This window comes from Mesorhizobium sp. P2_F8 (assembly GCF_056403655.1).
The window spans coordinates 185,388-198,754 of record NZ_JBFUFB010000004.1; the positions used below are offsets into that span (position 1 = coordinate 185,388).

The 13,367-nt window shown below is 62.1% G+C and carries 12 protein-coding genes and 1 riboswitch; of the genes, 7 read left to right on the forward strand and 5 right to left on the reverse strand.

Annotated features, from left to right (window positions below):
• Positions 1-11 precede the first annotated feature (11 nt).
• Positions 12-1,034, reverse strand: a complete 1,023-nt coding sequence (locus AC1DZP_RS11655; protein WP_477225137.1) for a substrate-binding domain-containing protein — start codon at positions 1,032-1,034, stop codon at positions 12-14.
• Between the two features lie 362 nt (positions 1,035-1,396).
• Between AC1DZP_RS11655 and AC1DZP_RS11660 the strand changes: the two genes are divergently transcribed.
• From AC1DZP_RS11660 to AC1DZP_RS11680, 5 genes are all read left to right on the forward strand, one after another.
• A complete protein-coding gene (locus AC1DZP_RS11660; RefSeq protein ID WP_477302431.1) occupies positions 1,397-2,752 on the forward strand; it encodes an ABC transporter substrate-binding protein in 1,356 nt (451 codons plus the stop codon).
• 253 nt (positions 2,753-3,005) lie between these two features.
• Complete coding sequence (locus AC1DZP_RS11665) at positions 3,006-4,019, forward strand: carbohydrate ABC transporter permease (protein WP_095083068.1); 1,014 nt, start codon at positions 3,006-3,008, stop codon at positions 4,017-4,019.
• A 1-nt stretch (position 4,020) separates the two neighbouring features.
• On the forward strand, positions 4,021-5,175 hold the full coding sequence (locus AC1DZP_RS11670; RefSeq protein WP_457153518.1) for a carbohydrate ABC transporter permease: 1,155 nt from the start codon (positions 4,021-4,023) through the stop codon (positions 5,173-5,175).
• 4 nt (positions 5,176-5,179) lie between these two features.
• Positions 5,180-6,844 carry a beta-galactosidase BglA gene (bglA, locus tag AC1DZP_RS11675; protein WP_457153517.1) on the forward strand — a complete coding sequence of 555 codons (1,665 nt, stop codon included), beginning with the start codon at positions 5,180-5,182 and terminating at the stop codon, positions 6,842-6,844.
• 41 nt (positions 6,845-6,885) lie between these two features.
• Positions 6,886-7,998, forward strand: coding sequence for an ABC transporter ATP-binding protein (locus AC1DZP_RS11680; protein ID WP_184873141.1), 1,113 nt, complete (start codon positions 6,886-6,888; stop codon positions 7,996-7,998).
• Positions 7,999-8,073: 75 nt separating this feature from the next.
• Here AC1DZP_RS11680 and AC1DZP_RS11685 read toward each other — a convergent pair whose 3' ends face one another.
• On the reverse strand, positions 8,074-8,313 hold the full coding sequence (locus AC1DZP_RS11685; protein WP_477302433.1) for a DUF680 domain-containing protein: 240 nt from the start codon (positions 8,311-8,313) through the stop codon (positions 8,074-8,076).
• Positions 8,314-8,382: 69 nt separating this feature from the next.
• Positions 8,383-8,583 carry a DUF680 domain-containing protein gene (locus AC1DZP_RS11690; protein WP_477302435.1) on the reverse strand — a complete coding sequence of 67 codons (201 nt, stop codon included), beginning with the start codon at positions 8,581-8,583 and terminating at the stop codon, positions 8,383-8,385.
• Between the two features lie 511 nt (positions 8,584-9,094).
• Positions 9,095-9,296: riboswitch (cobalamin riboswitch) on the forward strand.
• A gap of 114 nt (positions 9,297-9,410) precedes the next feature.
• On the opposite strand from AC1DZP_RS11690, the gene AC1DZP_RS11695 reads away from it, so the two are divergent.
• Complete coding sequence (locus tag AC1DZP_RS11695) at positions 9,411-10,658, forward strand: aromatic ring-hydroxylating oxygenase subunit alpha (RefSeq protein ID WP_477302437.1); 1,248 nt, start codon at positions 9,411-9,413, stop codon at positions 10,656-10,658.
• Between the two features lie 80 nt (positions 10,659-10,738).
• Positions 10,739-11,839, forward strand: coding sequence for an FAD-binding oxidoreductase (locus tag AC1DZP_RS11700; RefSeq protein WP_477302941.1), 1,101 nt, complete (start codon positions 10,739-10,741; stop codon positions 11,837-11,839).
• Positions 11,840-11,902: 63 nt separating this feature from the next.
• Here AC1DZP_RS11700 and AC1DZP_RS11705 read toward each other — a convergent pair whose 3' ends face one another.
• Both AC1DZP_RS11705 and AC1DZP_RS11710 read right to left on the reverse strand, forming a co-directional pair.
• Positions 11,903-12,649, reverse strand: coding sequence for a ferredoxin reductase (locus AC1DZP_RS11705; protein WP_477302439.1), 747 nt, complete (start codon positions 12,647-12,649; stop codon positions 11,903-11,905).
• A complete protein-coding gene (locus AC1DZP_RS11710) occupies positions 12,646-13,257 on the reverse strand; it encodes a sulfite oxidase-like oxidoreductase (RefSeq protein WP_457151074.1) in 612 nt (203 codons plus the stop codon). Before AC1DZP_RS11710 ends, AC1DZP_RS11705 begins: the two co-directional genes overlap by 4 nt.
• Positions 13,258-13,367: the final 110 nt, after the last annotated feature.

Below are 13,367 nucleotides of genomic sequence, written 5' to 3' on the forward strand. Positions count from 1 at the left end.
TTGTCCGGTCCCTAGGCCGGCGCGCCGGCGACCGATCCCCTGACCACCAGGTCGACCGGCCAGACCTCGCCGCGGGCGCCCTCTTCCAGCCCCGAGATCCGTGCCGCCAGCCGTTCGGCGACGCGCGCGCCGGCGAGACGGATCGACGAGCGCGTCGTCGACAGCGGCACGGAGAAGTTCTCCGGCCTCAGCCAGGGGAAAACGTCGTCATGGGCAATCAGCGACATGTCGCCTGGAATGGTAAGGCCGAGATCGCGCACAGCGCGCACGACGCCCAGCGCCATGATCAGGCTGGAGCAGACGATTGCTGTCGGCGCATCGCCCGCCTCCAGCAAGCGCCTGGTGGCGCGATAGCCGTTCTCCTCGGTCATGACCACCGAGCAGACATGGCGTTCGCCCAATGCCAGCCCGCTCGCCGCCAGCGCCCGACGAACGCCGCGCTCGCGATGGATGGCAAAGGTCTCGCGGTCGTCACCGTTGATCAGGGCCAGCCGCCGGTGGCCGAGCTGGATCAGCAGCCGCGACGCCTCGTGAAAGGCGCCTTCATTGTCGATGTCGGTGAACGGATAGTCGAAATCGAAGCCTTCGCTGCGGCCATGGACGATGAAGGGAATGCCGAGCGTGTTCACCAGCGCCACGCGGCGGTCGGCGGGTCTCGGCGAGGAGATGTAGACGGCGTCGACCTGCCGGTTGGCGACGATGCGCCGGTAGGTCGTTTCCTGGTCGTCGGCGTCGGCCGGCGACAGCACCAGGTCCAATTCATGCGAGCGGGCATAGTCGCCGAGGCCGGACAGGAACTCGACGAAATGCGGATCGATGTCGACGGACGCACCGGTCGGCAGGACATAGCCGATCATGCCGGTCTTGCCGGTCGCCAGCCGGCGTGCGCTGGGGTTGGGACGATAGCCGTGGCGCTTGGCGGCATCCATCACCCGCCGGCGCGTCTCTTCGTTGACCTCGGGATAGCCGTTCAAGGCACGACTTACCGTGGTCTGCGAAAGCGCCAGCATATGGGCGAGCTGCTTGAGGTTCACAGGAGGCCTCCGCGCCTCAAAGCGCTTTTAATTCGATTGGATCCGAGCGCCACGCGGGACGCAGCGATATGAAGACAAGCATAGGCGCGCTTTGGGTGAGTTTGAAACAAAAATTGCTGCTGCACCGCCATAAATACATGCTGCAGCGCACTTTTTACGCGTCGAAAGCCCAAAACTAAATCGATTAGCCGCTCACCCTCTTGACTTCCGASSGATTCAGTGGCGAGATCAAAAAAGCCAAAGCGCTTTGGAAGGCTCTTCGAAAGGTTGCGGTTCCTTTCCGACTGAGTCACAGTCCTGCGGCGTCGGCGGGCGGAATGGAGGTTCCGTCCGGTGTTTGTGGCCCACTGGGAGGAATACCGATGAAGAAAATGCTTTTGCTGGGTGCTGCGTTTGCCACGCTCGCCCTGAACGCGCCCGCGCATGCCGAACTGAAGTTCAAGCCGGGCGAGGATCCCCGCTTCAACTGGGCGAATTACGAAGAGCTCAAGAAAGTCGATCTCAAGGGTGAGACGCTGTCGATCTTCGGACCGTGGCGCGGTGAGGACGAAGGCCTGGTGCGCGGCGTTCTCGACTATTTCTCGGAAGCCACCGGCGTCGAGATCAAATACTCCTCCTCGGAGAACTATGAACAGCAGATCGTCATCGACACGCAGGCCGGCAGTCCGCCCAACATCGCCGTGCTGCCGCAGCCGGGCCTGATCCAGGACCTGGCATCGAAGGGCCTGCTGACGCCACTGGGCGACGACACCGCCAAATGGGTCAAGGACAATTACGGCGCCGGCCAGTCGTGGGTCGATCTCGGCACCTTCAAGGACAAGGACGGCAAGCCGGGCTTCTTCGCCTTCCCCTACAAGGCCGACGTGAAGTCGCTGGTCTGGTACTCGCCGGATAATTTCGAGGAAGCCGGCTACAAGGTGCCGAAGACGCAGGAAGAACTCGCCGATCTCGAAAAGGAGATCATCGCCGATGGCGGCAAGCCGTGGTGCATCGGCCTCGGCTCCGGCGGCGCCACCGGCTGGCCGGCGACCGACTGGGTCGAAGACCTGATGCTGCGGACCCAGGCGCCTGACGTCTACGACAAATGGGTGAAGAACGAGATCCCGTTCAACGATCCCGCCGTGGTGAACGCCATCGACATCTTCGGCAAGATCGCGACCGACGACAAGATGGTCGACGGCGGCGCCAAGGCTGTTGCGGCGACCGATTTCCGCGATAGCCCGAAGGGCCTCTTCTCAGTGCCGCCGAAGTGCTACCTGCACCATCAGGCGTCATTCATTCCGACCTTCTTCCCGGAAGGCACCAAGGTCGGCCAGGACGCGGACTTCTTCTACTTCCCGCCCTATGCCTCCAAGCCTGAACTGGGAACGCCGGTGCTCGGCGCCGGTACGCTGGCGATGATAACGAAAGATAGCAAGAGCGCCCGCGCGTTCATCGAATTCCTGAAGATGCCGCTAGCTCACGAGATCTGGATGGCCGAGGGCGGTTTCGTGACGCCGTTCAAGGGTGTCAACAAGGCTGCCTATGCCAGCGACGCGCTGAGGAAGCAGGGCGAAATCCTCGCCAATGCCTCGACCTTCCGCTTCGACGGTTCCGACCTGATGCCGGGCAAGATCGGCGCCGGCGCCTTCTGGACCGGCATGATCGACCTGGTCGGCGGCAAGTCCGCGCAGGATGTCGCCACCGACATCCAGAAGAGCTGGGACGCGATCAAGTAGCGGCCGGCAAGCAGGGGCCCGTCCGGCTCGGCGATCAAACGGCCGAGCCTGCCATTCTCGCACTGGATCCGGACCCTGCCGGCCCGGATCCGACGGCGGCCCGTGCCGCAGCCTTTCGTCATGAGCGCATTGACATAAAGCGCGATCGGCATGCGGCAGGTTTCCGCCGCCGACGACGCTCCAACAACTGAATCGGCGCCTGGTCCCGTCACCAAGGTCATTCCTTGTCGGATCATGCGCAGGGAGAGGACCCATGGCGGCTCAGATTTTCTCGGCCATATTCGTCATCATCGTCGGGGTCGGCGGTTGCGTCGCCTATTTTTGGGGCGCCAACAAGCTGGTCGACCTGATATTCCCGTCGCGCGGCGTCGCCGGCGCTGCTGCCATCGACAATCTGCGCCGGCAAGGGCTGGTCAGGCCGTGGCTGTTCGTCGGTCCGGCGATGATCATCCTGACCATCTACCTCATCTATCCGGTGGTCGAGACGCTTCGGCTGTCGTTCCTCGATCGCGGCGGCATAAACTTCGTCGGCCTCGCCAACTATGAATGGGCCTTCGGCGATCGCGAGTTCCGCAACTCGATCCTCAACAACATCGTCTGGCTGGCTGTGGTGCCGGCCGCCTGCACCTTCCTCGGGCTGATCATCGCCGTGCTCACCGACAAGATCTGGTGGGGCACGGTCGCCAAGAGCCTGATCTTCCTGCCTTTGGCGATCTCCTTCGTCGGCGCCAGCGTCATCTGGAAATTCATCTACGAGTACCGTGGCGAGGGCCAGACCCAGATCGGCCTGCTCAACGCCATCATCCAGCATTTCGGCGGCCAGCCGCAGGTCTGGATATCACTGCCGTTCTGGAACAATTTCTTCCTGATGGTGATCCTGATCTGGATCCAGACCGGCTTTGCCATGGTCATCCTGTCTTCGGCCTTGCGCGGCATCCCGGAAGAAACTCTGGAAGCCGCCGTCATCGACGGCGCCAATCCGTTCCAGATCTTCTGGAAGATCATGGTGCCGCAGATCTGGGGCACCATCGCCGTCGTCTGGACGACGATCACCATCCTGGTGCTCAAAGTGTTCGACATCGTGCTGACCATGACCAACGGCCAGTGGAACAGCCAGGTGCTGGCCAACCTGATGTTCGACTGGATGTTCCGTGGCGGCGGCGATTTCGGCCGCGGCGCCACCATCGCCATCATCATCATGATCGCGGTCATTCCGATCATGGTCTGGAACATCCGCCAGGCGAACAAAGAGACGGGAGGACATTGAGATGGCCGTTGCGACCGGAAATTCCTTCGCCAGCCGCTTCGGCGTCCATATTGCCGTCCTCATCTTCGTCGCCATCTGGACCATACCGACGCTCGGCATCCTGGTCTCGTCGCTGCGCGACAAGGACCAGATCATCGCCTCGGGCTGGTGGAATTCGTTCTCCAGTTCCACCCAGACGGAAGCCAGCCGGCTGCCGGCGGCCTCGATGCAAGTCGAAAAGGACGGCAAGTTCGTCCTTCAAGGCAACATCTTCGGCAACAGCCCTGTCCGCAACATCAGCGCTTTCGGCGTCAAGTCGGCAGCACCAACGCAATACCCCGCCGGCACATCGGCCGATCTCGGCGACGGCGTCACCCTGCAGCTCAATGCCGACGGCAGTTTCATCATGCAATCGCCGAAGGCCTTCGAAGGCGATCGCGGCCAGCGCGTCTATTATGCCTCGTCGGCGCCACCTAAATTCACCACCGACAACTACAAGACTGTGCTGTTCTCGGAAGGCATCGGACGGTCGTTCATGAATTCGCTGACTGTCACCATACCGGCGACCGTCATCCCGATCCTGATCGCCGCCTTTGCCGCCTATGCACTGGCCTGGATGCGCTTTCCCGGCCGAGCGCTGCTGATCGCGGTCATCATCGGCCTGCTGGTGGTGCCGCTGCAGATGTCGCTGATCCCGCTGTTGAAGCTCTACAACGGCGTCGGCGCCTTCTTCGGCATGCCGTCGAAAACCTATCTCGGCATCTGGCTGGCGCATACCGGCTTCGGCCTGCCCTTCGCCATCTACCTGTTGCGCAGCTACATTGCCGGCCTGCCGCGCGAAATCATGGAATCGGCGCGCATCGACGGCGCCAGCGATTTCGAGATCTTCGTCAAGATCGTGCTGCCGCTGTCGTTCCCGGTGCTGGCCTCGTTTGCCATCTTCCAATTCCTGTGGGTATGGAACGATCTGCTGGTCGCGATGGTTTTCCTGGGTACGGAGGCAGACCAGATCGTGCTGACCGCCAAGCTCAACGCGCTGCTTGGCTCACGCGGCGGCGACTGGGAGATCCTTACGACATCGGCTTTCGTGACCATCATCGTGCCGCTGATCGTGTTCTTCTCGCTGCAGCGCTATTTTGTCCGCGGGCTGCTTGCCGGCTCGGTGAAAGGAGGCTGAGACCATGCAATCCGCTTTGAAGGCCAGTTCGAAGCCTGACCTCGCCGTCGATCGCGACTGGTGGCGAGGTGCGGTGATCTACCAGATCTATCCGCGCAGCTACCAGGACTCGAACGGCGACGGCATCGGCGACCTGAAGGGCATCATCGGCCGGCTCCCCTACATCGCGGCACTCGGTGCGGATGCCATCTGGATCTCGCCGTTCTTCAAATCGCCGATGAAGGATTTCGGCTACGACGTCACCGATTACTGCGACGTCGATCCGATGTTCGGCACGCTGGCCGACTTCGACGCGCTGACCGCCGAGGCACACAGGCTGGGCTTGAAGGTGATGATCGACGAGGTGCTGTCGCACACTGCCGACAACCACCCATGGTTCAAGGAAAGCCGTTCGAGCCGCACCAACGCGAAGGCAGACTGGTATGTCTGGGCGGACGCCAGGCCGGACGGCACGCCGCCCAACAACTGGCTGTCGATCTTCGGCGGCTCGGCCTGGCAATGGGACACCAGCCGCCAGCAATATTACCTGCACAACTTCCTGGCCGAGCAGCCCGATCTCAACTTCCACAACCATGAGGTCCAGAACGCGCTGCTCGACGTCACCCGCTTCTGGCTGGAGCGCGGCGTCGACGGCTTCCGGCTCGACACCATCAATTTCTACTTCCACAGCCAGGGCCTGGAGAACAATCCGCCGCTGCCGCCCGAGCAGCGCAACGACCAGACCGCACCCGCGGTCAATCCCTACAACTACCAGGACCATCTCTACGACAAGAGCCGTCCGGAAAACCTCGGCTTCCTCGAACGCTTCCGCGCCCTGCTCGATGAGTATCCGGCCACCGCGGCGGTCGGCGAAGTCGGCGATTCGCAACGTGGGTTGGAAGTGGTGGCGGCCTATACCGCCGGCGGCAAGCGCGTGCACATGTGCTACTCGTTCGACTTCCTGGCGCCGGAAAAGATCAGCGCGGCCAAGGTCCGCTCGGTGCTGGAATCGTTCGGCAAGGTCGCCAGCGACGGCTGGTCGTGCTGGGCCTTTTCCAACCATGACGTGATGCGCCCGGCCTCGCGCTGGGCGGCAGGCGAAGCCGACACGACCGCCTATCTCAAGGTCATCTCGGCGCTGCTGATGTCGCTGCGTGGCTCGGTCTGCATCTACCAGGGCGAGGAGCTTGGGCTCGGTGAGGCCGACCTCCACTTCGAGGATTTGCAGGACCCCTACGGCATCCGCTTCTGGCCGGAATTCAAGGGCCGCGACGGCTGCCGCACGCCGATGGTGTGGGACGGCAGCGCCAGGAATGGCGGCTTCTCCTCGGCCAAGCCATGGCTGCCGGTGCCGGCCAAGCACCTGTCGCAAGCGGTCAATGTCCAGCAGGGCGACGAGAGCTCGCTGCTCGAGCACTACCGGCGCTTTCTCACCTTCCGCCGTGCCCATCCGGCGCTGGCCAAGGGCGACATCACATTCATCGAAAGCGAGGGCGACACCGTCGCCTTCACACGCCGCGCAGGCAATGAGCAGGTCGTCTGCGTCTTCAATCTGGCAGCCAAGCCAACCAGGATTGAGCTTGGCAACCGATCGCTGCAACCTTTGCCGGGACACGGATTTTCGGGGCAGGCGAGCAGCGGTTCCATACAGCTCAACGGCTACGGCGCCTGGTTTGGGCGCATCGACTGAACTTCAGATCACTTGAATTTCAAATCACTGGGAGGAAACCAATGGCCGATGTCACGCTAAGACAAGTGAAGAAGTCCTACGGCAATCTGAACATTCTCCACGGCATCGACCTCGATATAAAGTCGGGCGAGTTCATCGTCTTTGTCGGCCCGTCGGGCTGCGGCAAGTCGACATTGCTGAGGTCGATCGCCGGGCTGGAGGAAATCACCTCCGGCGAACTCAAGATCGCCGGCGAGGTCGTCAACGACGTGCCGCCATCGAAGCGGGGCATCGCCATGGTGTTCCAGTCCTACGCGCTCTACCCGCACATGACGGTGTACGACAACATGGCGTTCTCGATGAAGATCGGCAAGGAGAACAAGGCCGAGATCGACCGCCGCGTGAAGCAGGCCGCGGAAATCCTGCAGCTGACCAAATATCTCGATCGCCTGCCCAAGGCCATGTCGGGCGGCCAGCGCCAGCGCGTCGCCATCGGCCGCGCCATCGTGCGCAACCCGAAGGTGTTCCTGTTCGACGAGCCGCTGTCGAACCTTGACGCGGCGCTGCGTGTCGCCACCCGCATCGAGATCGCCAAACTCAAGGAATCGATGCCCAACACGACCATGATCTACGTCACCCACGACCAGGTCGAGGCGATGACGCTGGCCGATCGCATCGTGGTGCTCAAGGAAGGCCATATCGAGCAGGTCGGCACGCCGATGGACCTCTACAAGAAGCCCGGCAATTTGTTTGTCGCCCAGTTCATCGGCTCGCCGGCCATGAACATCCTGCCGGCGACCATCGACAAGACCGGAAACCCGACCGTCGTCAGCCATGTCGGCGGCCGCAAGGCAAGCGTGCCGATCGCAACGCCGGCTTCGGCAAAGGGTGCCGCGGTGAGTTTCGGCGTGCGGCCGGAAGATCTGATCATCGCCAGCGGCACGGAGTATCTGTTCGAGGGAACGGTCGACTATGTCGAACAACTCGGCGAAGTCCAGCTTGTCTATGTCGACATCGGCCGCGCCGACCTGCCGCTGGTGACCAAGCTGCCTGGCAATGTCGAGGTCAAGCGCGGTGCGACGCTGCGGCTGAGCGCGGACGCCAACGACCTTCACATCTTCGACGCGGACGGGCACTCCTTCTCGCTCCGTCAGCCGGAAGTAAAGGCGGCTTGAGACAGAACCAAGTCTCGACACGAAAAGAGCGGCGGGCCAGGCCCGCCGCTCTTTTTTGGAAATCAACTTCGGCTGTTAGCGATTGCCGAAGAGGTCGCGGTCGGCGCTCTGAGGGGCGGACCTCTCTACGTCACCCGACGAATTGAGCAGCTTGCCGACGAAACCACCGCTGTTGCGGATCGAGCCCGTTTGAGAGTTGTCAACCGAACCGACGGCAGGCTGGTTGGCGCCATTCGAACCGTAGTTGTCGCTGGCGGCGAAAGCGCTGCCGGAGATCGCCACGACGGCGGCGGCAGCAAGCATGATCTTCTTCATTTCAAATCTCCTGAATTCTGGATTTCGCCAGGACGGCGGGAGAGCCCGCCGCCTTCTGGGAATCGGCTGTTAGTTATTGCCGAAGAGGTTGCGGTTGCTACCCTGGGCAGGCGTCTGAGCAGCCGGCTCCGACTTCTTGGTCGAAGCGGTGTACGAGCTGTCGACAGCAGCGGTGGCTGCCGAGGCATTCGAACCATAGTGGTCGCTGTTCGCGAAGGCGCTGCCGGAAATGGCCAGAAGGGCGGCGGCAGTGAGGATGATCTTTTTCATTTTTTGGTACTCCAGTATTTCTTATTTTTGCCGTCCGTCTAGCGGCGTGTCTTGGGAAGAAATCGCGTCGTTCGGACAGCCCCGATGTGGGAGAGCCATCCAGCCATTTCCAATCACGAAGTTGTTCCGCGTGGACCAAGAATCCACCACTTGAAATTGCGCCGGGGGTTTCCACACTCAATGTTTTTCCAAGTTATATCAAAGAGTTGTACGAAACAGGTACCCCGATCACCAACTGTGTCGGAGGCCCAGCGTTCACACCTCCTGCACGCACCGTCAACAGAAACGAACCGTTCGGTTCGATTTTAGCGGCAGCTAATAGTCACTTTTCGATAACATTAACCTTTTTTGCTTCCTGGCAAGGGGTCAGTTTCGACGAGATTGGAGCCGGCTATGGTTGCCCAAGAGATAGGCTTCCGCTTCGCGATCACCGACCGGAACGTTTCGCAAGCGTGTCGCGCCGCATGGATACGATGTCGTTTTCATGCCGATGACGCGCCCGCGATCGTGATTAGATCATGTCATCTCAGGTGCCGCTTCGTGACGACGAGGCGGAGAATTGGGAAGCCGGTCAGAATCCGGCGCTGCCCCCGCAACGGTGGTGGAGTTCAAGTCGCAACGGGAGACCACTGGGCAAACGCCTGGGAAGGTGTCGCGATGGTCCGCAAGGACAACTCCAGAGCCCGGAAACCAGCCCGAGATGTCTAGACTCGACTGATCGCGGTGGGCGGTCAAGAGGCGGATAGTGCATGTCCGGCGCATCGCCGGCCTGCGTCCAATCCTTCCTCCGTCACCACCAGTTCAGTCCTTAGAAACGAGGACAGGACATGGATGCTCGCAACGACATGCTGAGGCTCTTGAGCGGCCGCCGGCAAGGCTTTTCGCTGGAACAGCCCTTCTACACCGATCCAGACTATTTCAAGCTCGACATGGAGCTGATCTGGTATCGCGACTGGCTGTTCATCGGTCATGATTGCGAGCTGCCGAAGCCGGGCAGCTACATCACGGCGCAGATTGGCGACTATCCAGTCGTGCTTGTCCGCGACCAGAAGGGCAATATCAACGCCTTCCACAATTCCTGCCGCCATCGCGGCAGCCGCGTCTGCAATTCCGACAAGGGCACGGCGGCAAAGCTGGTCTGCCCCTATCACCAATGGACCTACGAGCTGGACGGAAGGCTCTTGTTTGCCAGGCAGATGGCCGACGGTTTCGACAAGAGCCAGTTCGGCTTGAAGCCAGTCGCCTGCCAAAGCGTCGGTGGCTACATTTTCATCTGCCTGGCCAAGGAGCCGGCGGATTTCGCACCGATGCGCGCAATGATCGAGCCCTACCTTTTGCCGCACCGGCTGCGCGAGGCCAAGGTGGCGTTCGAGTCGACCATTGTCGAGAAGGGCAACTGGAAGCTGGTCTGGGAAAACAACCGCGAGTGCTATCATTGCGCCGGCAATCATCCGGAGCTCTGCAAGACTTTTCCAGAGGCACCCACGGTGACCGGCGTGCAAGGCGCCGACAGCGACCCGGAAATGCTTGCGCACTGGGCGAAATGCGAAGCGGCCGGCCTGCCGAGCAAATTCCGCATCGACCCGGCCGGACAGTACCGCGCCACCCGCGCGCCGCTGCTGCGCAATGCCGTCAGCTACACGATGACGGGAAAGCGTGCGGTCAAGAAGAACCTGTCCGACAGCGTTTCAACCGACAGCATCGGTTCCTTGCTGCTCTATCACTATCCGACGACCTGGAACCACATTCTGGGCGACCACGCCGTCACCTTCCGGGTGTTGCCGATCAGCGCCACGGAGACCGCGGTGACAACCAAATGGCTGGTTCACAAGGATGCGGTCGAAGGCGTCGATTACGATCTCGACGAACTCACCCACGTCTGGACCGAGACCAACGACCAGGACCGGCGGATCGTCGAGGAAAACGCCTTCGGCATCCTGTCGCCCGCCTACGAGCCCGGCCCTTATTCGGAGCTGCATGAGGGTGGCGTCATCCAGTTCGTCGAGTGGTACGCGTCGTTCATCGGCCCGCGCCTTGCCGAAGGTGGCCGGCCGGCGCTGCGCAGCGTTGCCTAGTGCATGTCGCCCAAGAATGCGCAGCGGTTTTGGTATCTCGACATGCCCAGGGCAAGAGTGAGGACAAGAGGATGAATGCGATGACGGATCTCGGCCTCTATCGCCATCTCGACCAGATGACGCCCTGGAACGACCGGCTCCAGGTGCTGGAAGTGATCGGCGTCAGCGACGAAGCGCCTGATGTGAAGACCTTCACCTTCCGCTCCGACAACCAGACCTGGTTCCGCTACAAGCCGGGCCAGTTCGTGACGCTGGAACTGCCGACCGCCAACGGGCCGCTGATGCGCACCTATACGCTGTCGTCTTCGCCATCGCGGCCGTTCTCGATCGCGGTGACGATCAAGGCTCAAGCGGGCAGCATCGGCACACGCTGGATGTTCGACCATCTGACGCCGGGCTCGCACGTCAAGGCCTATGGGCCGACAGGCGACTTTTCGCTGCACAGCCACCCGGCCGCCAAGTACCTGTTCATTTCAGCCGGCTCGGGCGTGACGCCGATGATGTCGATGCTGCGTTGGCTGAACGACTGCGCACCATGGACCGATGTCGGCTTCGTCAATTGCGCGCGGCGCCCGGAAGAGATCATTTTCCGCAAGGAGCTCGAACTGCTCGGCAGCCGCATGCCGGGCCTGTCGCTCGGCTTCATGATCGAGGAGCGGTCCAGCCGCGAGGGCTGGTTTGGCCATATGGGCCGCATCGACGCGATCCGGCTGCCCTTGCTGGCGCCCGATTTCCGCGAGCGTGAAATCTTCTGCTGCGGCCCCGATCCCTTCATGCGCGCGGTGCGCGGCATGCTGGACGCCGCCGGCTTCGACATGACGAAGTACCATCAGGAGAGCTTTGCCGCGCCTGTCGTGGAGGAGATCCCGGCACCGTTCACCTCGCCGGTGGAAGACGGCGCCGCCATTGTCGTCGAGGCCGCGACACCGATCCGGTTTTCGCTTTCGGATGTCGAGGCCGAATGCGTCGCCGGCCAGACCGTGCTGCAGACGGCCCGCGCCTCGGGTGTGCGGATTCCGGCTGCCTGCGAGTTCGGCCTCTGCGGAACCTGCAAGGTGAAGAAGGTCGCCGGCGATGTCGAGATGAGCCACAATGGTGGCATCCTCGATCACGAAATCGACGACGGCTTTATCCTCGCCTGCTGCTCGAAGCCGCTTTCTGCACTCGAAATCGAGGCGTGACCGGCGGGCGATGCCAAGGCTCAGAACGACGACACGGGAAACCTCTCGAAATGCCGTGTCCGTTCAAACTCCGTAGCGCTCGGTGCGGATGATCTCCGCTGCGACGCCGGCATCGATCAGCGCTTGGGCGGCGGCCGAAACGAAGGCGTTGGAGCCGCAGACGAAGGCGATATCAGGCGGTCCGGGCAGGTGCGCCATGGATTGCACCATCATGGCAACGTCCACCCGCCGCGAATAATCGGCTGGACGGCGTGCGGCTTCGCGCGTCAGGGTCAGCACCAGGTCGAAGCCGTCCTTGCGATCGTCGAGGGCAACCAGTTCGTCACGAAAAATCACCTCGTCCCAGATCCGCGCTGAAAGGACCAGGGTGATGGGCACGCTCGAATTGCGCCTGGCGCGATGACGGACCATCGCCATCAAAGGCACGACGCCCGAACCACCCCCGACCAGCAAAACCGGCCCGCCATCGACATCGGGCCAGATGAAATGCCCACCGAGCGGCCCGCGCAGTTCGACCTCGTCGCCAATTGCTGCGACGTCGTGGAAAAAGGGCGAGACCTCGCCATCGTCGAGTTTTTCGATCGCCAGTTCGATCACCCCGCCATCTCCGGGCGCGGAGGCAATGGAATAAGAGCGGCGCGCCTGATAGCCGTCCGGCGCCGTCAGCCTGACGTCGACATGCTGACCGGCAAGATAGGTGAAAGGCCGCGATGGCTGGAAAAAGAAGCTGGTGACACGCGGCGTGCGCTTTTCGATACGGACGATCCTGACTGTCTGCCAGGGCGATTGCACTGCCGCAGCGTCGCTCATGGATCGTTCGTGTAGCGCTGCTCGCGCCAAGGGTCGCCATAGATGTGATAGCCGCGCAATTCCCAGAAACCCGGCTCATCGCGCTCGGTGAACTGCAGGCCGTTCAGCCATTTGGCCGATTTCCAGAAATAGAGATGCGGCACCAGCAGCCGCGCCGGGCCGCCATGGTCAGGCGTGATCGGCTTGCCTTCGTAAAGCAGAGCCACCATCGCCTTGCCGGCGGTGAGGTCCTTGGTCGGCACGTTGGTGGAATAGCCGTCGAAGGAATGCGCCAGCGTGAAGGCGGTCGGCGGCTCGATGCCGGCATCGGCGAGGATGTCGTCAACAAGCACGCCTTGCCATGGCGTGTCGAATTTTGTCCATGCGGTCACGCAATGGATGTCGCGCGTCATCTTGGTCAAGGGCAGCGCGTTGAACTCGGCCCAGTTCCATTTCTTGATCGGCCGCGGCCCGTGCTTCAGCGTGAACGACCAGTCCTCGGTGCGCACCCGCGGCGTCGGGCCGGCTGACAGGACCGGAAATCCCTGCTCGAGATATTGCCCGGGCGGGATGCGCGCATCGCCGTCGATCGGCGGGCGCCGTCCTGAAGAAAACCCTCGGGTGACCATCGCGGCAATCCCCCTGCATCAGGCCACTATCGGCCTTATACAATGTTCTCGAAGATGACGTGGCGGGCAACCGAAATCTTGATGGACAGGATCGGCGGGCCGGCGTCGCC